The following is an 18,426-nucleotide window of genomic DNA, read 5'->3' as shown; positions in this document are numbered from 1 at the left end:
AAGCCGGTATGGCGGACACGGTCTCGAGCGGCTCGGCTTGCTTGCTGCCGCGGCGCCGTCCTTCACCCAGCGCGAAGGATTCCCGTTCGGCAAGACGAGAGCCGAGGTGGATCAAATTCTGGCCAACTTATACCGCGACCGCCCGCAGACGATTGCTGCATTCGCCGAAAACTTCTTCGCTAGCCAAGTAAGCGCGCCGTTCCGGTCCTGGTTTCAAACCATGTCATTGACGCCCTCCCTCCATTCAACCGCCGCGACGCTCGTCTCCTTGCGCGATGAGGATCTGCGCGGCGACCTCGGACGCGTCAGAGTGCCGACAGGCATTTTTCACGGCGCGCTCGATAAAATATGTCCGTTCCCGCTGGCGGAAGCGATGCACCGGGGCATTGCCGGTTCGGCCCTGTACCGGTTCGAGCGAAGCGGCCACGGTATTTTCTACGACGAGCTGGAGCTGTTCAACCGTCGGCTGCTTAACTTCCTGAATGGCACGCCCGTAACCTGACGTCCGTCTTCAATCTTTAACGGAACTTAATCGGTTTTGACGCAACCCACCTCCCGGAACCCACGTATTTCCAAGTGTAACCTATTATCATCTTCACCCGAGGAGGCAACCCAATGAATATTCATCCTGACATGAATCCGAATGCAAGGCGCCGCGCCGCGGCTCCATGGAAAATCACATTCAGCATAGCCGGTATTCTTCTTCTGCTATTAATCGGCTTCAACAGCTTCGCCACGGTCCAATACGGGCACGTCGGACTGTACAAAACGTTCGGCAAGCTGAACGACAGCGTGCTGGAGCCCGGCATCCATCTCAAAATCCCGTTCTTTCAATCCGTCATTCAAGTGAACACGCAGGTCTCGAAGGCCGAGACGGACTCCACGGCATCGTCCAAAGACTTGCAGCCCGTCTCGACCCATGTCGCGGTCAACTATTCCGTCAATAAAGCTTCGGCGTACAATCTGATGAATAACGTCGGCTCCAGCTATGACGGCATCATTATTAATCCTGCCGTCCAGGAAATCGTGAAAGAAGTAACCGCGCGCTATCCAGCCGAGGATCTGATCGCGAAGCGCGATGTCGTTGCCAGCGAGATCAGCTCCCTGCTGACGCAGCGGCTTGCGAAATACGATCTGCTTGTGAAAGAAATCAACATCGTTAATTTCAAGTTCAGCGACGCGTTCAACCAGTCGATCGAAGCGAAGCAAGTCGCTCAACAGCAGGCATTGAAAGCGGAGAACGACCTGAAGCGAGTTCAGATCGAGGCGAAGCAGAAGGTCGCGCAAGCAGAAGCCGAGGCCGAATCGCTCAAGCTGAAGAAGCAGGAAGTTACACCAGAGCTCGTGCAGTTGAAGCAGATCGAGGTACAAGAGAAGGCGCTGGAGAAATGGGACGGCCGATTGCCTGCCGTAACCGGCGGCGCAACACCGTTCCTCGACGTCCAGTCGTTCATCAACCAACCGGCGCAGACGGCTCCGGTGCAGCAGCCGACCGAGCAGACTCAGCCTTAAAAACATAAAACGCTAAAAGCGGATTCCCCCGTTTTTAGCGTTCTTTTACTGTGTGCATCATACCTCATATCGGAATTGTCATCTTGTCGCTCTGGTTATTGGCCCAAGCATCTGCATTCATTGATTCCGATAGATGCATAGGATGCTTGTCACCTCTGGACTCCTCATATAGCAGCCGCAATATGCCGGCTCTAAGCTCGACGAACCGACTGTCTGTTCGGCTGCGCGGGCGCGGTAGTTCCACCGGTACGACCGCCCTGATCGTTCCGGGCCGCGGCGTCATCACGACGATACGGTCGGCGAGGAAGATCGCCTCCTCAACGTCGTGAGTGACGAATACGACCGTCACCTTCTCCCGCTGCCAGACGCGGACCATCTCCTCCTGCAGATTGTGCCGGAGCATCGCATCGAGCGCTGCGAACGGTTCGTCCATTAACAGCAGTCTAGGCTGCAAGCATAACGCCCTGGCAATCGCCACCCGCTGGCGCATCCCGCCCGACAGTTGCTTAGGATACAAGCTGGCCGCCTCTTCCAGCCCGAACAGCTGCATGTACTGCTCGGCGATCGCCCGACTCTTGTTCTTCGTCTCCTTGCGCATTTGCAGCCCGAAGCGAATGTTCTGCCGAACCGTCAGCCATGGGAATAACGCATAGTCTTGAAAAATAAACCCCCTCTGCGGCGACGGCCCAACCACCGGCTTCCCATCACACAGGACGGTGCCGCTGCTCGCCGCCTCGATCCCCCCGATTAACCGAAGCAGCGTGCTTTTGCCGCAGCCGGAAGGTCCAAGCAGACAGACGAATTCTCGGTCTCTTATCGACAAATCGATGCCGGACAGCGCATCGATCCACTTCTTGCCGCCGGAATAATAGGTCTTAGCCGCTTCCCGCACCTCAATATGCAAACCAGCTCGCCTCCTTAATAGGATGAATCATTTTGCCCCTTAACGACGCTATACCGCCGCCCGTTATCGCCAACGCAGAAGAGCGCGTTCCGCGAGACGGATCAACGCGGACGATCCGAAGCCGAGCGCTCCGATCGTGAACATGCCGATGATCGATTGGGGATAGTCCAGCAGATGGTACGCTTGCCAAGTTGCGTAGCCGATGCCGGTCTGGCCCGACATCATCTCGCCTGTTATGACCCCCATCCACGAAGCGCCAATGCCGACAGACACCCCCGTGAATATTTCCGGCGCGGCCGCCGGCAAATAAACGCGCCAGATCGCGCGCAACGGGCCGCAGCCCAGCACTCGGGCCGCTTGGATAAGCGAAGGGGACACCCGTGTGGCGGCGTCCCTGCTGCTGATCAGAATCGGGAAGAATGCCCCGATGAACGTAATGAATACGATACTGCCCTCAATGGTCCGGAACAGCAGCATCGCTACCGGCAAATACGCGATAAGCGGTATGGGCCGCAGCAGTTCCAGATTCGGAAACAGCGTATTGCGCCCGACCCGCGTCAGCCCGATCCACATGCCAAGCGGAACGGCAGCGATAAAGCCGAGAGCGATGCCGGAGAAGACGCGATAAGAGCTAACCAGAATATCGTTGTAGTACGACGCTGTTTGAAGGTTCGTGAACCAAGCGGATAGAATCGCAGCCGGATGCGGCAGATTGCCGAACTGCAACGGCCAATTGACGTTCAGAATGACAAGAATGTGCCACAGGAACAGACAAGCGAGCAGGGACACGATTCGCACGAACGCGACGCCAGCCGCAGAACGCCATGCTCCGCCGGCACTCCGTACCTGTTCCCTTTCCCGCCCGATCCCTGCTCCGATTCCGCCCCGAGCTGCTTCCTTGCCGCTCAATATACGTTGTTCGGCATCCATTCGCCCCGCCTCTCTTCATCCGTTAAATACGTCCTGCCTGCCGATTGCATCGCCTCGCGCAAATAGCTGTCATCCACGAATTGCCCAAGATCGAGCTTCTCCTTCAGCTTCCCGATGCTTGTAAGAAATAGGATGCTGCCATCGAGCGTATCTAGGTCCTTGTCATAAATCGCGGCGTCGAACCGGATATTTTCCACCATCTTGCGGCATACCTCCAGCGGAAACTTGCTCTCCTCAGCGAAGATTGTCGCCGTCTCCTCCGGATGCGTCCGCGCGAAATCATGCGCTTCGTCCAGTGCGCGCAGGAACGCTATGGCGTACGCACGGTTCTCCTTCGCCCAGTCGAGGTTGGCGACGACGCCTGCGAGATAGTCGATCTTCGTCGCCTCGCCGGGCGACAACACCTTGCCGAACCCCTTGGATTCAATGAGGCTCGGGTACGGCTCCCAGGTCGAATGGGCAACGATCTTGCTCTGTTCGATGCTCTGCATGCCCACCGTGACCGACTGGTCGACGATCTTGACGTCATCGACCATGCCGTGCTGGCGAAGCGTCTCGAGCAGCATCCGGTGCGAGCTCGAACCGATCGGCGTCGATACCGTCGCTCCTTTCAAATCTTCGATCTTCGTAATCTTGCTGTCGCTCGGAACGAGAATCGCCTGATTGCGTCCCGTCGCCCCCTTGCCGTCGAAGGCCAAGAAGACGGAATCGTAATTGGGCTGCGTGATTCCAAGCACCCCGTTCAACATAGAGGGCATGTCGCCGAGGAATGAGAGCTGGATTTTGCCGCCGAGCATATTGTTGTTCAACACGGAGCCCGCCGGCGCGTCGAACCACTCCACCTTCACGTCATCGTTCGGAGCAAGCTCCTTCAAATGCTTCTCGAACAGCTTCTTGTTCTTGATAATCAATGCGCCCCACGTTTGCGCCGTCGGCGACTGGTAGCCTACAGTCACCGTTGCTTTCTTGCCCTTCGAAGAGGCCGCATTCCCTCCGCCGGCGCTCTCGCCCTTCTTGTCCGCGCACCCCTGCAAGAGCACAACCGCCATTGCTATTAATGTAATCCATTTGGCTGCTGCAGCAAGCGCTGGCGGCCTCATTCGTTTTGTATTCAGCATCGTTCCTCCAACCCTCCATCCCTCACTCATTTCTCTGCCTTGAGCGGCGGCTAACGGACTATCGAACCAAATACGGAATGTTGACCGTCACCGCATCGACCGGGCAATCGGTCTGACACGGCGTGCAGTACCAGCATTCATCGTATTTCATATAGGCCTTGCCGTCCTGATCCAGCGCCAGAATGCCCATCGGGCACACCTGTACGCAAATATCGCAGCCGATGCATTTATCGCGGTCGATAATAACGCTCGCCTCAACGTGCTGCGTGATCAATTTAGACGATAGATTGGACATGGTTCGCCTCCTCCTCCTTCTCGATATCCGCAGGATTACGCGTGATGATGTACGGCGGGAGCTCCCGCGTATACAGCTGCATCTCTCCGTCACCGCCGCGCCGCAGCACAACGCGCTTCAGCCAGTTGGCATCGTCCCGCTCCGGATAATCAAGGAAGTAGTGGTAGAAGCCCCATCTGCTCTCCTTGCGGAACAACGACGCCTTGGCCATCATCTCTGCGCAGTCGACGATACTGTGCACTTCCATCGCCCGCCCGAGCTCATGAGGATCGCGCGCGCCGAGCAGCTTCAGGTCGACATTGCGGAAATGCTCGATCTTCTCCAGCGCCAGCTCCATCTTGACGACCGTTTTCGGCGGCATCAAATACTGCGTTACAATGCGGCGAATCTTCGTCTCTACCTGCTGGTGAGGCACGCCGTTCGGATTGTCCAGCGGCTTGTAGATCCGCTCCCGTTCCGCTTCAATCTGGCTTGGATCAGCCTCGGGCATCGATACGCCCGCCGCATATGCCGCTGCGTTCGTTCCCGCGATCTTCCCGAAGGTCAGGGCGCCGAGCAAATATTGATGCGGAACGCTCGCCATATCGCCTGCCGCATACAGCCCCTCCATCGACGTCTGCGCCTCATGATCGACCAGCACGCCTGCCGCGCTATGGCCGCTGCACAAGCCGACCTCCGAGAAGTGCAACTCGACCATGTCGGTCCGGTAGTCCTTGCCCCGGCCAGCATGGAACCGGTCGCGGCTCGGGCGTTCGTTATGATGGAGAATCGCTTCGATCTTGGAGATCGATTCATCATCAAGATGCGTTAGCTTCAAGTAGAGAGGCCATTCCCCTTTGTTCGCCATCTTCCACATGTTCATAATGAGCTCGCCGCTCCAATAGTCGCAGCCCGTCACCCGCTCGCCCTTGCTGTTAGCCGTATACCCGCCGAACGGGCCAGCGACATAGGCGCATGCGGGGCCGTTATAATCTTTCATGGTCGGATTGATCTGATAGCACTCGATACCCGTCAGTTCGACGCCCGCATGGTACGCCATCGCGAAGCCTTCGCCCGAATTGGTTGGGTTCTCATAGGTGCTGTACAAATAGCCGGAATCGGTAAGACCCATTCTGCCAGCGGCCCCCGCCGTCAGAATGACGGCTTTGGCGTGGACGACGATCATATCGCCATTCTTTACATCGAGCCCGATGACGCCCGCCACACGGTTGCCTTCGGTGAGCAGCCGCGTCGCCATGACGCGGTTGACGACTTTACAGCGCATTCGCTTCACTTGCTTCGCCAGAATGAGCTTCAGATCGCTTGCCTTCGGCATTGGCAGCACGTACCGCCCCTTCCTGTGGACGCGGTACACCTCATAATCCCCGTTCGCATCCTTCTCGAAATCGACGCCCCATGAATCCAGCTCGTTCACGATGGCGTGGCATTCACTGGCTTGGCGAAAAACCGCCTGCTGATCGAGTATCCCATCGTTGGACTCGGTTATCTCCCACGTATATTCCTCCGGCGACGCTTTGCCCGGGATGACCGCATTATTCAACCCGTCCATCCCCATGCTGATAGCGCCGCTTCGCCGAATATCCGCTTTATCAAGCACCAGTACGCTGAGCGACGGATCGGCCTGCTTCGCCTTGATCGCCGCCATCGTTCCTGCCGTTCCCCCGCCTACAATGACGACGTCGGCTGTGTACGTTCTCGTCTCCATATCTGAACCTTCCTTTCGATTCACTCGAATATGTCGCGCTCAACCCGCCTCGCCGGATGCTCTCCGGGCAGCACGAACAGGAGATGCCCATTCTTCGCCAACAGCAAAGGAACGGTCATCTCCGGCTTTCCGGTCGATTATTCCGACAAGAGTGGTTGTATTTGATTGCACTGAATGTATCACGCGCCGATTGAAGCGTCTACGCACTGCACAACAACGAGCATCAGTGACGGCGAATGACCATGAAGTCCATATTTTTACAAAACAACCTTGCTGGAGTAAAAAAAGTTTGCCGATCATTTCCGGTTCCAGTAAACTAAAATCATTCAATTCCTATGATAATAGTAAGTTTTAAGTGGGGTGATCCGGATGACAGACAACTCGCTTCGTCTTATTACACTTCAACAAGCCATGGATCTGTTCGGAATCAGCCGTTCCACAATCGACCGCTGGCGAAGAACGAAACGGCTTCCGTTTATCAAAATCGGCAAGGAAGTGATGCTGGACCCGCTTCAAGTGCAGGCTTGGGTTCAAGAGCATGCGGTCGTGCGCGACCCGGCCATCCCGCTCCCCTTGCCGGCGGAGACGGCCTCAACCGTCACGGTCGGCTACCAAAGTACAACCGCTCATATGTGGAGCCCTATCATAATGAGAGAGCTGCGGCTATTGGAGTACGAGCTGTCCGGCCAACTTCCAGGCCGCCCCGTCCGCGTGGAATGGCAGGATGCTGCGAGCGGATTAAGCCTTGTGGAACAAATGATTGCCGGACGCGTGCACATCGCCTCTCTCGGCGACTACCCCATCGTCATGGGACAGTGGCTGAGCCGGATTTTGCCCGACTTCGATGCCGTGCTCCTAGCCTTTGACGGCAAGTCCGAGAGCGGCCGCGGCATTTCGATTGCCGTCTCCGACAATTCGCGCATTCGCGGCATGGACGATCTCTGCTCCGCCACTATCACTACCGTGCCTCACTCCAGCGCTGACTTTCGGTTGAATCGGCTGCTTGGGTCAACGGTTTCCGGCGCGGCAAGAATCGAGCATCGAACGATGAAGGAAAGCTGGGATGGCCTTCTCGGACGCAGCGTTCAGGCCAGTGCCATGTGGGAACCCTATCCGAGCCTCACCCGCTATTTCGGAACGGGGAATGTTCTGTTCGAAGGCGGGATCGGCGACGATTATTTGACGGGTGTCGTGACCAACGGCAAATGGGCATGCCGGAATGAAGCGGTCGTGGTCGCCTATCTCAAGGCTCATCTGCGCGCCCACCGGTTCATGCGCGAAGAGCCAGCCGCAGCCGCCCGCATGATTGCATCGGCGACCGGTTTCCCTCTGCCCGTTACGGCCGGCATTATTTCACGCGTCCGGTGGGACGCTGCTTTATATACCAAAGACATCGAGACGCTCGAGCGGTTGTTCGCGTTGCAGCCTGCCCTGCCATCCCTTGGCGGAGGCGAAGGCGGATCCGGCGCCATCGTTGCCGCCCCCGAATACTTGGATTCAGCCGCCCGGTCGCTGGCGCTGCCCGCTTTTCGTCCCGAGCTGCGTGACGGCGAATGGTCGACTCAGGTGCAGTATTAGCTTTGAAGGCATGTCCGTTGAAGCTGTGCTCTCCATCTTGCGGAGCTCGCAGCCGCAGCCAGCTAAACCTGATGCCCCGAATAGCCTGAAGCCTGCATAATATGCAGGCTTTTGTCTCCCTTCGCCTATTTAAATCTCAAATTCTCGAATCATGTCACCAGATGGCAAGCAACAATGTACCGTTTGTGCATAGCAGGAGACCGAACTCCGTGCTAGTCTGTAAACGCATTCACGATTCGGGAGGTGATTTCTCGATTCCTGATTGAGCCGGCTAATAACAATAGCGGTGTTCGGGTTATCAGAAGCTTTCGGCATTGGTAAATCGAAAACGTTTTCGACATTATTTTCTAATTTTGATTGGAGGTATCATTGTGATTCGGAAGAGGCTTACCCAATGGTGCGGCACACTGCTGACGACCGTGCTGATCGGCACCTCGTTATCCATCGTCGCCCCTGCCGCAAGCGCAGCACCTAGCGCCGCTTATACGTGGAAGAATGTCAATACGGGAGCTGGCGGCGGCTTCGTTCCCGGCATTATTTTTAACGAGAAGGAAAAGGATTTGATCTACGCGCGGACCGATATCGGCGGCGTCTACCGTTGGAACCCGGCCGACAACAGCTGGATTCCACTGCTCGACAGCGTCGGTTGGACCGACTGGGGCAAGAATGGCGTCGATGCGCTCGCGACCGACCCAGTGGATCCGAACCGCCTCTACATCGCAGCAGGCATGTACACGAACGGTTGGGATCCGAACCACGGCTACATTATGCGCTCCACGGACCGGGGCAACACGTGGCAGAGCACACAGCTTCCGTTCTACATCGGCGGCAATATGCCAGGCCGTTCAATGGGCGAGCGTCTCGCGATCGACCCGAATAAGAACAGCACTCTTTACTTCGGCGCACGCAGCGGCAACGGTCTCTGGAAAAGTACGGACTACGGCGTAACGTGGAGCAAAGTAACAAACTTTCCGAACGTCGGCGATTATGTGCAGAATCCTTCCAACCCTTACACGGCGGACATTATGGGCATCGCCTGGATTACGTTCGACAAGTCGGCGGGCACGGCGGGCAATACGACGCAGACCATCTATGTAGGCGTTGCCGACAAGGATGAAAGCATCTACCGCAGCACGGACGGCGGCGCGACTTGGACGGCCGTACCGGGACAGCCGACCGGATTCGTTCCGCATCACGGCGAAATATCGAACGGCAACCTGTACATTACGTACAACGACAGCAGCGGTCCTTATGACGGCGTCAAAGGCGACGTGTACAAATTCAATACGTCGACGGGCGTGTGGACGAACATCAGCCCGATCCCGAGCACGAGCGGAGACGACTACTTCGGTTACGGCGGGCTCGCGGTCGACCGGACGAATCCGAACACGATCATGGTATCGACGCTCAACTCGTGGTGGCCGGACGCGAACATCTACCGTTCGACCGACGGCGGCGCGACGTGGACGAGCATCTGGTCATGGAACGGCTATCCGACGCGGAACCTGCTCTACACGCAAGATATTTCGGCAGCCCCATGGCTTGACTTCGCCTCGAATCCGCAGCCTCCTGAGCCTGCTCTGAAGCTCGGCTGGATGATCGGCGATCTGGAGATCGACCCGTTCAATCCGAACCGGATGATGTACGGCACTGGCGCGACGATTTACGGCACGAACAATCTGCTGGACTGGGGCACTTCGAAGAAAGTAAACATTACCGTCATGGCCAAAAATTTGGAGGAAATGGCCGTCCTCGATCTCGTCAGCCCGCCGTCCGGCGCACCGCTGCTCAGCGGCATCGGCGACGTATCCGGCTTCCGGCACAATGATCTGACGGTCCCGCCGACCAAAATATTCAAAGGTCCGGACACGACGGTCAGCATCGACTTCGCGGAATCGAACCCGAACTTTGTCGCTCGTGTAGGCAAATCTGACAACACGACGACTCCGTCCATCGCCTTCTCGTACGACGGCGGCGGCAACTGGTACAACCCGAGCCAGCCTTCAGGCACGGTGGGAGGCGGCGACATCGCCGTAGCTTCCGACGGCAGCCAAGTCGTATGGAGCACGTCCGACATCGGCGTGTATTATTCGGTCGGCGGCAACTCGTGGACGGCCAGCACAGGCGTTCCGGCTGGCGCCAAGGTCGCATCCGACCGCGTCAATAAGAACAAGTTCTATGCATTAGCCGACGGCAAATTGTATATCTCCACGAACGGCGGCGCCTCGTTCACGCAGACGGCAGCAACGGGACTGCCGAGCACGGGCGACCTGAAGACGGTATTCGGCATCGAAGGCGACCTCTGGGTCGCAGGCGGCAGCGACACGACCGTATACGGCTTGTGGCATTCGACGAACGGCGGCGCTTCGGTTACGAAGCTGTCGAACGTGCAAGAAGCCGACGTCATCGGCTTCGGCAAAGCGGCGCCAGGCCAGACGTACCCTGCCCTCTATACGTTCGCTAAGATCGATAACGTCCGCGGCATTTTCCGCTCGGATGATGCGGGCGCTAACTGGGTACGCATTAACGACGACCAGCATCAATACGGCATGACGAACAGCGCCATTACCGGAGACCCTCGCATCTACGGCCGTGTGTACTTAGGCACGAACGGACGCGGTATTCTATATGCGGATCCGAGCGGAACGACGCCGCCGGTCAATAACTCGTCCATTACGCCGGCTAGCGCCTCGTTCGATAAGAAAACAGCGAACCAAGCCGACATCAGTGTCGCGTTGACGCTTAACGGCAACACGCTGTCCGCTATTAAGAACGGCTCGGCCTCCCTCGTATCCGGTACGGATTATACCGTGAGCGGCACGACCGTCACGATTAAGAAAAGCTATCTCGCCGCCCAATCGGTCGGCACCACGAATCTGACGTTCGACTTCAGCGCAGGCACCGATCCGGTGCTCGCCGTCTCGATTGCCGATACGACGGTGACGACGCCGGTCAATTCGACGATTACGCCGACGAGCGCATCGTTCGATAAGAAGACTGCCAGCCAATCGGACATCGCCGTCACGATGACGCTCAATGGCAACACACTGTCCGCCATTAAGAACGGATCGGCCTCCCTCGTATCCGGTACGGATTATACGGTGAGCGGCTCCAACGTCACGATTAAGAAAAGTTATCTCGCCGCCCAATCGGTCGGCACGACGAATCTGACGTTCGACTTCAGTGCGGGCACGGATCCGGTGCTATCCGTCACGGTCGTCGATACGACGGTAACGACGCCGGTGAATTCGACGATTACGCCGACAAGCGCATCGTTCGATAAGAACACGGCTAATCAAGCGGACGTCGCCGTCACGATGACGTTGAACGGCAATACGCTGTCCAGCATTAAGAATGGCTCGGTGACGCTCGTATCCGGCACGGATTACACGGTAAGCGGCACTTCGGTTACGATTAAGAAAAGCTATCTTGCCGCTCAAGCGGTCGGCACGACGACGCTGACGTTCAACTTCAGCGCAGGCGCTGCTGCATCTCTTGCCGTATCCGTCTCCGATACAACGACGACGAATCCGCCGGTGAACGGCAGCTTCAAGATCCAAATGTTCAGCGGTACGACTGCCGCCTCCAGCAACACGATCGCTCCTCGCGTTAAGATCGTGAATACGGGAACGTCGGCGCTCAACCTGTCTAATGTGAAGCTTCGTTACTACTACACGGCCGATGCGAACAACACGCAAGCGTTCTGGTGCGACTGGTCGCATGTCGGCAGCGCGAATGTAACGGGCACATTCGTCACATTGGCAACACCGAAGACAGGCGCCGATACGTACTTCGAGATCGGCTTCACGAGCGGCGCAGGCTCGCTCGCGCCAGGCGCTTCGGCCGAAGTTCAAATCCGCATCTCGCGCACCGACTGGTCCAACTACACGCAGACCGGAGACTACTCGTTCAGCCCGACCGGCTCCTCTTATGTGGACTGGACGAAGATGACCGGTTATCTGTCCGGACAGCTTCAATGGGGCGTTGAACCGTAAGCCTATTCGATAAGACAAATAAACGGATGAGCCGAAGAGATCAGGCGATCTCAGCTCATCCGTTTTGCTTTGTGGACTGCGGGCCGCTGGCCGCGGTCTCATCTTTTTGCGAATGCAAAAAAACCGTCCCGCAGCATCATCTGCACTGAACGGTCATCTATCTCTCCATTATGACTCTAGTAAGATCAATCAACCATTATTAGCTGTAATCTAGCAATTAGGCCGGAAACCTGTCACACTCCACCAGCAATTTCATAGATTATACCATCTTCAGTATCAAGGAGTGATCTTGATGGTCAAAATTACAGGGTACGACGAAATCTTGAGCCAGCTCAAACAACTCGGTCTGGGCTCGCCCGTCTATGTCTGGTTCAGCAGTGGGGGGGATTACTACTACTTGTATTTCCAAGGAATCATCGACGATTCCATCGCTCTGTTCCAAGGCGAAGTCGTATTCCGCATCCCGATCCAGAACATTACGGCAATCGCGGTATAATAGGCATAGGCCTTACCCTGACTCCGATCATTCTTAATAATTTATTGATCTGATTGACGTCTCCTGCTCGCATCGCAGCGGTGAACCGCTGGGCGAACATTGAATGGAGATTCATATAATTAAGCAGTATGGTCGACTGTCTCTCGCTAAGATGAACCGTACCGAGCATCGGCTTCGCGCGAGCAGCTTTTTTGTTCGAAGCCTTATTCTTTTTCTTGCACAAAGATTTCTCCCTCCCCGTTAAATCAACATGGCTTTAATTTCGGATACTGCCACCCGCAGCATGCTTGGTCCAACTGCGAACAATGCCGTATTGTCTTTCAAGCCTTGAAATTTAACGAGAATAAACCCCGAATTCGAAAACCAGATCATCATATTCGTTCCAAGCGACACCCGCTCCAACTCCTGAACAATCGAAGGATTCGCGGCATCCATCCGGGATCGCCTCCTATTCTGCTGTCTTTCTAGTCATACTATTCAACAGAATTATATTGTGATAGGGATAATTGGCTCGTAGAGAGCTCAGAGATATCGTGACGGAAGGAGTGTAATGCCTCTTGATCCTGTATGATGTGACTGGCGTGGAATATCGCGTCAGCGCAGACTCCGGCAAAGACAAAGAGCCATTGCCTCCGGGCTTCGAGAGCGAAGTTCCAGCTGATGCGCCGGAATGGGAGCCTGGAGAGTAGACTCAAGAAAGCCTGGCAGCTTAAGTGACTGCCAGGCTTTTGGTGGTGAATGGAAGAGTCTCTTAAACCGCCTCATTGGTGGAATGCGAAAAATAAGCGCTCTCTTAGGACGCTTATTTCACCCTTCGCTTATGCTCGAACCCATTAAGTACCTTCAAAGGTCTCTTATATGCGCCAGCCGCATGCTTCCAGGCACCAAATGTGCAAATAAGCGACGTTACGAGTCTCTTAAATTCACCGCAGCAGCAGCATACGAAGAAATAAGCGTCCTAACAGGACTCTTATTTAACCCTTCGCTTATGCCCGAATCCATTAAGTAACTGCAAAGGTCTCTTATATGCGCCAGCAGCGTGCTCCCAGGCACCAAATGTGCAAATAAGCGACGTTACAAGTCTCTTAAATTCACCGTAGCAGCAGCAAACCAAGAAATAAGAGTCCTATTAGGACTCTTATTTCACCCTTCGCTTATGCTCGAACCCATTAAGTACCTGCAAAGGTCTCTTATATGCGCCAATAACTCGCTTTCAGGCACCAAATGTGCAAATAAGCGACGTTACGAGTCTCTTAAATTCGCCGCGGCAGCAGCATACAAAGGAATAAGCGTCCTAGCAGGACGCTTATTCCGCTATTCGGTTACGTTTGAGCTAGAGAAGCGACTTCCAAGTCTACGGATTATTCGTATGCTGCTTCGTCTGCAGGGCTTGGGATGGCGTACCTTTGCCGAACCGCTGCTTGTTCTTCTCCTGCCTGTGCTGCTGCGCCTTCACTTCGTTCACAAACTGTCCGGTATCGCCGGAATTCGTATTCGTCACCGATTATCGCCTCCTTATCCAGTCGTTAGACTGTCCGAACAACCGCCCTCTTATGCAGTGCCTAATATCTCCAACTGCTCGACTCGGGAAGCCATCCATAGTATGATAGGCCGTATAAAAGCTAGTCGAAAGAGAGATACTAGGGATAGGAGAATCAGCATGAGCTATAAAATCGTATTCTTCGATATTGACGGAACGTTAGTGAACGAGGATAAACAAATTCCGCAAGACACGATTAACGCACTTCGTGAGCTGAAAAGCAGCGGCGTCGAGATTGCCATTGCGACGGGCCGCGCTCCTTATTTCTTCAAACCGATCAGCGAGCTGCTCGGCATCGATTCTTATGTAAGTCTAAACGGCGCTTACGTCGTCCATCAAGGACGCGTCCTGTTCGAGCGGCCGATTCCGCGCGAACGTCTGGAGAACCTTGTGGAGCAAGCCGGCAAGCACGGCCATCCGCTCGTATTCGAAGGCGGCGAAACGTACTACGCCGATACGGACTCGCATCCGCATATGCTGGATTCGGTTAATTCGCTCCGAATCGAGCTTCCGGGCCACGACCCGGAATATTGGCAGAAAACGAACATTTATCAAGCATTCCTGCACTGCGAAGCGCATGAAGAAGAACTGTACGCCGATGTGCTTCCAGGCTTGCGCCTCGTCCGCTGGCACAAGACGGCAATGGACGTGCTGTCTGAGGGCGGTTCCAAGGCGCTTGGCATCGAAGCGATGCTGAAGCATCTGAACATCGCTCCAGAAGAAGCTGCCGCATTCGGCGACGGCCTGAATGATAAAGAGATGCTCGGCGCCGTCGGTCTCGGCATTGCGATGGGCAACTCGCATCCAGAGCTTCTGCCGCACGCCGACTACGTGACGGCCCACGTCGATGAAGGCGGTATCCGCCGGGGCTTGCAGCACGCCGGTTTGCTGTAACGTTTCACGTGCTTAAGAGCATAGTAATAGCATTAACAATTTAATCCATTAACATAAAGGCTGAGCAGGTTACGGCATACACCAACCGTCGCTCAGCCTTTTGTTATCTCCTGGCAGCCTAAAGCTTAACTTTTCTTCAGCATTGGGTTAAGCTTTTTTTAGCCTCAGATCGGTATAATAATAATCTGCGCGACTGAAAACATGGATGAAGGAGTTTAACTTTTGCGATTAGATCCCAATTCGCTGCCCGGAGCGTCATACACCCGGCGTTCCTTATACCGCAAGCGGCGGCGCCGTATATGGCTTGTACCTATGCTTATCTTGATTGCACTTATCGCCGCGTCGGTGCTCGGCCGGCTGACCGACTTCACGAAGCCGAAGCAGCGGGAAAGCGCCGAAGCTAAGCTGCACCCGATCGTAAAAACCCAAGCGGACCGATTAGTCGAGCTCACGAAGGAGAAAGGCATTCGCATCCTTATCACCGACAGCTTTAGAAGCGCGGACGAACAGGATGCGCTCTACCGTAAAGGCCGTGATGCCGGCGGCGCCGTTGTCACCAACGCGAAGGGCGGCCAATCCTTTCATAATTTTGGGCTTGCACTCGATTTTGCCCTACTGACCCAAGACGGCTCCGCCAGCTGGGACATGGAAGCCGATATGAACGGCAACGGCAAATCCGACTGGATGGAAGTCGTCTCCATCGCCAAATCGCTCCACTTCGAATGGGGCGGCGACTGGGAGCAGTTCCCCGATTATCCGCATCTGCAAATGACGTTTGGTTACAGCATTGGCGCATTGCAGAACGGTGTGGACTTATCAAATGTGAAGCTGAAGGAAGATTAATGCGCTAAGAAAGAGGCCGGCTGCGAGCGATCGATACAATCGCTTTGCGGTCGGCCTCTTCTGCTAGATCGAAATCGTACGATGCACTTGTTCGAACGTCCCTGCCCACCGGTCAAGCCTTTCGATTTGACGGGCATACTGCTCATGAAAGCTTCTGATGCTGTCGATCTCGTCGTCCGGCCCAATAAACAAAGCGACGATACAATAAAATTGTTCCTCGTCACCGGTCACCGTAACCGTGTAGGAATACCAATAGCCGTCCTCGTCCTGACGGTGCATGGTGAAGCGGTAAGCGGCGTTGCCATTCAAATCAAGCCGCTGCATCTCATCGCCTTCAAGCTCAGCCTCATATCCCTCTGATACCCCGACACGCATCTGATCCGCGAATTGTTCAAGCGTGTACGATCCGTCCCATTCGTCCCCGCCATCCATCACATAGATAACCGAATCGTATGCTTCACTCGTAAGAAGCAGCCCCGATTGGTCATATTCTTCGCGGCTTTCCTCGAAATCAGCAGGCACCGACAGCTGATAGCGGCCATCCTCTGTTACGAACGTCTGCAGACGATCGGCTTCCTGCACCCACCGGCTGATCGTCATAATGCCGCCCATACAGCTTATGACGCCAGCGGCAGCCAGCGTAAGGAGTGTAATGCGCATCGCCTTCAAGTTTCCTCTGGAAGGAGGCGGAATATCGGATACATCCAGCACGACCGTACTGGCCGCCATATCGCCGAGCCTCTGCTTCAGACGAGTCGCAAGCACGAGAATAAATCCGACGAGGCCATAGATCATAATAGGACTGAGCTCGAGTGAGCGAAGAAGACTCCGAAGGAACGACGCTCCAAGCCTCGGCCATTCGCCGTCCCGGCTGACAACTCGTATCCGCAGCGCCCACTTGCCAATCGTCGCCCCGAAGAACGCCTCACTCAGCCAAAAATAAAAGATTCCGATAAAAGGCGCACCAAACAGAACGGCGAAAGGCAATACCGTCATGACATCGCTCTCGCTCGCTCCGGTTGCCGCCATTAGATACGGGCATATGGCCAAAATAATGGAATATAGAAAGAGATTATCAATAATAGCAGCTGCCCATCTTCTAAGCATCCCCGTGAACGGATTGATCTGCTCGCATATCTGCTCTACATCCGCACGGTTTATTTGATCCCCTTCACGGTATACCGGCCTTCCCGAAATGGGTGAAAATGCAACTGCGTTGTACCCTTTGCCTGCCTGCTCTTCCATCATGTCCCCGACCCGCCTTCCCGCTCTGCTCCGATTCGAATATCCGCTAATAAACTCATTTCGTCGAATGCCGGCTGTTATTCAACCGCTGCCGGTTTGAACGATCCGACCCATCCATTGAGCTTATCCAAGTCCTCGGCATGCTGCTGCCAAAATTCCTCTATATTGCTGAATCGGCGATTCGTATCGTAAAGCGAGGAAACAATAAAGTAATTCCGATCCCCATCCCCCGTTACCGTGACGGTATAGGACTTCCAAGTCCCATCCTCATCAATGCCATGCATCCGAAACCGGTAAGCTGGATTGCCGTTCAGATCCATTCGGGTAAATGCTGCATCATCGAGAACGGCTGAGTATTGGCCCACAATCCATCCGCGAACATAGTCGCCGAATGCCTGAACCGCCGGATACTCGCTCATCTCCTCGTCAGTCGCTCCATCCATGTAGACAAAGGCATTCGAAATGTAGCTGTTAATGAACAATCCGTTCTCGACATCACGTCTGCGGTCCCAGTGTCCGGGAACCGTAATTTCATACCGACCGTCCGTCGTCTGAAACGTCTGCTCGCTCCAAAATACTTGAGTCCACTGGTTAACGGTTGCGGCTGCGGCGATGGTTCCCGCTGCGCCAACAATCGAAATCGACACAAACAGCCGCCTCATTGCAGTCGACCTGCGTGCGCTTGGCGGCAGCGTATTGCGAACAGGCAGCACATAAGTGCCCGCCGCCATATCACCCAACCGCTGCTTGCTCGGTACGGCCATGACGAGAATGCCTGCTGCGAAACCGTTCAGCATGAACGGGCTGAATTCGGCTATTCGAATCAAATTTCGAATCAGCGATTTCCGGAGCCCCGGCGGCTGCCCCTCCTTATTCACGACTCGAACCCGAAGCGCCCACTTGCCTACTGTCGCTCCGAACCACGCCTCATTTAGCCAATAGTACAGAAATCCCGCCGTGATCACACAAATAACAATGCCGACCCAGATTAAAACCGTGAGATTCACAACAAGATACAAAGCGTAAATACCGCTCAAAAAAATGACCGATAACAACATACTATCGATCGCGTATGCCGTAAATCTCCGCAAGAAGCTAGTTAAAATGCTCGTCTCCCGGCTTATCGCGTCCGCATCGGCCCTTCCTCCGTTCGAGGCTGGCAGTCGATGCTCCGTGAAAGGCATCGATTCGAACGGCTCGTCTCTTCTATCTGTCTGCATGTCTAATGTCCGTCCCCCTATTTCGATATCGACATTATGATCATTATAGGGTCTCTTTTGATTTCCAACCATATATTTCTATATTAAAATACCGTTCGTGCCTGTTATGTATTGCAAAACTAATGGTTTCCTGCACCTTGGTTGATTGTCG

General features: G+C 55.1%; 18 protein-coding genes. 8 read left to right on the top strand and 10 right to left on the bottom strand.

Features of this window, described 5'->3' with window-relative positions:
- Positions 1-502, top strand: a 502-nt coding sequence (locus PKO01S_RS28870) for an alpha/beta fold hydrolase (protein WP_164779660.1), incomplete at its 5' end; no start/stop codon positions are given.
- 113 nt (positions 503-615) lie between these two features.
- Complete coding sequence (locus PKO01S_RS18175) at positions 616-1,512, top strand: prohibitin family protein (protein ID WP_164779659.1); 897 nt, start codon at positions 616-618, stop codon at positions 1,510-1,512.
- Positions 1,513-1,576: 64 nt separating this feature from the next.
- Here the strand turns inward: PKO01S_RS18175 and PKO01S_RS18170 are convergent, their stop codons facing one another.
- The 5 genes from PKO01S_RS18170 to PKO01S_RS18150 form a co-directional block, all read right to left on the bottom strand.
- On the bottom strand, positions 1,577-2,416 hold the full coding sequence (locus PKO01S_RS18170; RefSeq protein WP_127532856.1) for an ABC transporter ATP-binding protein: 840 nt from the start codon (positions 2,414-2,416) through the stop codon (positions 1,577-1,579).
- Positions 2,417-2,479: 63 nt separating this feature from the next.
- Positions 2,480-3,346, bottom strand: coding sequence for an ABC transporter permease (locus PKO01S_RS18165; RefSeq protein WP_127532855.1), 867 nt, complete (start codon positions 3,344-3,346; stop codon positions 2,480-2,482).
- Positions 3,322-4,464: an ABC transporter substrate-binding protein gene (locus PKO01S_RS18160; protein ID WP_127532854.1), complete on the bottom strand. Its 1,143-nt coding sequence runs from the start codon at positions 4,462-4,464 to the stop codon at positions 3,322-3,324. The genes PKO01S_RS18165 and PKO01S_RS18160 overlap by 25 nt, the downstream gene beginning before the upstream one ends.
- A gap of 58 nt (positions 4,465-4,522) precedes the next feature.
- On the bottom strand, positions 4,523-4,759 hold the full coding sequence (locus tag PKO01S_RS18155) for a 4Fe-4S dicluster domain-containing protein (protein ID WP_127532853.1): 237 nt from the start codon (positions 4,757-4,759) through the stop codon (positions 4,523-4,525).
- Entirely contained in the window at positions 4,740-6,464 is a 1,725-nt protein-coding gene (locus tag PKO01S_RS18150) for a fumarate reductase/succinate dehydrogenase flavoprotein subunit (protein WP_127532852.1), read from the bottom strand. The genes PKO01S_RS18155 and PKO01S_RS18150 overlap by 20 nt, the downstream gene beginning before the upstream one ends.
- Positions 6,465-6,833: 369 nt before the next feature.
- Between PKO01S_RS18150 and PKO01S_RS18145 the strand changes: the two genes are divergently transcribed.
- From PKO01S_RS18145 to PKO01S_RS18135, 3 genes are all read left to right on the top strand, one after another.
- The gene (locus tag PKO01S_RS18145) at positions 6,834-8,042 is read left to right on the top strand and encodes a helix-turn-helix domain-containing protein (RefSeq protein WP_127532851.1); all 1,209 of its coding nucleotides are present in this window, start codon (positions 6,834-6,836) and stop codon (positions 8,040-8,042) included.
- Between the two features lie 371 nt (positions 8,043-8,413).
- Positions 8,414-12,037 (top strand): X2-like carbohydrate binding domain-containing protein, encoded by a 3,624-nt coding sequence (locus PKO01S_RS18140; protein ID WP_174818588.1) that lies wholly within the window; start codon positions 8,414-8,416, stop codon positions 12,035-12,037.
- Positions 12,038-12,329: 292 nt separating this feature from the next.
- The gene (locus tag PKO01S_RS18135; protein WP_127532850.1) at positions 12,330-12,533 is read left to right on the top strand and encodes a hypothetical protein; all 204 of its coding nucleotides are present in this window, start codon (positions 12,330-12,332) and stop codon (positions 12,531-12,533) included.
- Here PKO01S_RS18135 and PKO01S_RS28865 read toward each other — a convergent pair.
- Both PKO01S_RS28865 and PKO01S_RS18130 read right to left on the bottom strand, forming a co-directional pair.
- On the bottom strand, positions 12,514-12,756 hold the full coding sequence (locus tag PKO01S_RS28865; protein ID WP_164779658.1) for a hypothetical protein: 243 nt from the start codon (positions 12,754-12,756) through the stop codon (positions 12,514-12,516). The genes PKO01S_RS18135 and PKO01S_RS28865 overlap by 20 nt on opposite strands.
- 17 nt (positions 12,757-12,773) lie before the next feature.
- Positions 12,774-12,968, bottom strand: coding sequence for a hypothetical protein (locus tag PKO01S_RS18130; RefSeq protein WP_127532849.1), 195 nt, complete (start codon positions 12,966-12,968; stop codon positions 12,774-12,776).
- Between the two features lie 122 nt (positions 12,969-13,090).
- Between PKO01S_RS18130 and PKO01S_RS29625 the strand changes: the two genes are divergently transcribed.
- Positions 13,091-13,222, top strand: coding sequence for a hypothetical protein (locus tag PKO01S_RS29625; protein ID WP_281278937.1), 132 nt, complete (start codon positions 13,091-13,093; stop codon positions 13,220-13,222).
- Between the two features lie 665 nt (positions 13,223-13,887).
- Here PKO01S_RS29625 and PKO01S_RS18125 read toward each other — a convergent pair.
- Positions 13,888-14,034: a DUF4023 family protein gene (locus PKO01S_RS18125; protein ID WP_127532848.1), complete on the bottom strand. Its 147-nt coding sequence runs from the start codon at positions 14,032-14,034 to the stop codon at positions 13,888-13,890.
- Positions 14,035-14,193: 159 nt separating this feature from the next.
- Here PKO01S_RS18125 and PKO01S_RS18120 point away from each other — a divergent pair, with 159 nt between their 5' ends.
- Positions 14,194-14,967 (top strand): Cof-type HAD-IIB family hydrolase, encoded by a 774-nt coding sequence (locus PKO01S_RS18120; protein ID WP_127532847.1) that lies wholly within the window; start codon positions 14,194-14,196, stop codon positions 14,965-14,967.
- A gap of 222 nt (positions 14,968-15,189) precedes the next feature.
- On the top strand, positions 15,190-15,810 hold the full coding sequence (locus PKO01S_RS18115) for a M15 family metallopeptidase (RefSeq protein WP_246070626.1): 621 nt from the start codon (positions 15,190-15,192) through the stop codon (positions 15,808-15,810).
- Positions 15,811-15,873: 63 nt separating this feature from the next.
- Here PKO01S_RS18115 and PKO01S_RS18110 read toward each other — a convergent pair whose 3' ends face one another.
- Positions 15,874-17,058: an RDD family protein gene (locus PKO01S_RS18110; protein ID WP_127532846.1), complete on the bottom strand. Its 1,185-nt coding sequence runs from the start codon at positions 17,056-17,058 to the stop codon at positions 15,874-15,876.
- Between the two features lie 74 nt (positions 17,059-17,132).
- Positions 17,133-18,275, bottom strand: coding sequence for an RDD family protein (locus PKO01S_RS18105; RefSeq protein WP_164779657.1), 1,143 nt, complete (start codon positions 18,273-18,275; stop codon positions 17,133-17,135).
- Positions 18,276-18,426 lie beyond the last annotated feature (151 nt).

This window comes from Paenibacillus kobensis NBRC 15729, assembly GCF_004000825.1.
GTDB classification, from domain to species: domain Bacteria; phylum Bacillota; class Bacilli; order Paenibacillales; family Paenibacillaceae; genus Paenibacillus_T; species Paenibacillus_T kobensis.
This window is presented reverse-complemented; position numbering and strand designations above follow the sequence as displayed.

Coding starts and splice junctions, on each gene's coding strand:
- PKO01S_RS18175 (WP_164779659.1), top strand. CDS start 616: ATGAATATTCATCCTGACATGAATCCGAATGCAAGGCGCCGCGCCGCG.
- PKO01S_RS18165 (WP_127532855.1), bottom strand. CDS start 3,346: ATGGATGCCGAACAACGTATATTGAGCGGCAAGGAAGCAGCTCGGGGC.
- PKO01S_RS18160 (WP_127532854.1), bottom strand. CDS start 4,464: ATGCTGAATACAAAACGAATGAGGCCGCCAGCGCTTGCTGCAGCAGCC.
- PKO01S_RS18155 (WP_127532853.1), bottom strand. CDS start 4,759: ATGTCCAATCTATCGTCTAAATTGATCACGCAGCACGTTGAGGCGAGC.
- PKO01S_RS18150 (WP_127532852.1), bottom strand. CDS start 6,464: ATGGAGACGAGAACGTACACAGCCGACGTCGTCATTGTAGGCGGGGGA.
- PKO01S_RS18145 (WP_127532851.1), top strand. CDS start 6,834: ATGACAGACAACTCGCTTCGTCTTATTACACTTCAACAAGCCATGGAT.
- PKO01S_RS18135 (WP_127532850.1), top strand. CDS start 12,330: ATGGTCAAAATTACAGGGTACGACGAAATCTTGAGCCAGCTCAAACAA.
- PKO01S_RS18130 (WP_127532849.1), bottom strand. CDS start 12,968: ATGGATGCCGCGAATCCTTCGATTGTTCAGGAGTTGGAGCGGGTGTCG.
- PKO01S_RS18120 (WP_127532847.1), top strand. CDS start 14,194: ATGAGCTATAAAATCGTATTCTTCGATATTGACGGAACGTTAGTGAAC.
- PKO01S_RS18110 (WP_127532846.1), bottom strand. CDS start 17,058: ATGATGGAAGAGCAGGCAGGCAAAGGGTACAACGCAGTTGCATTTTCA.
- PKO01S_RS18105 (WP_164779657.1), bottom strand. CDS start 18,275: ATGCAGACAGATAGAAGAGACGAGCCGTTCGAATCGATGCCTTTCACG.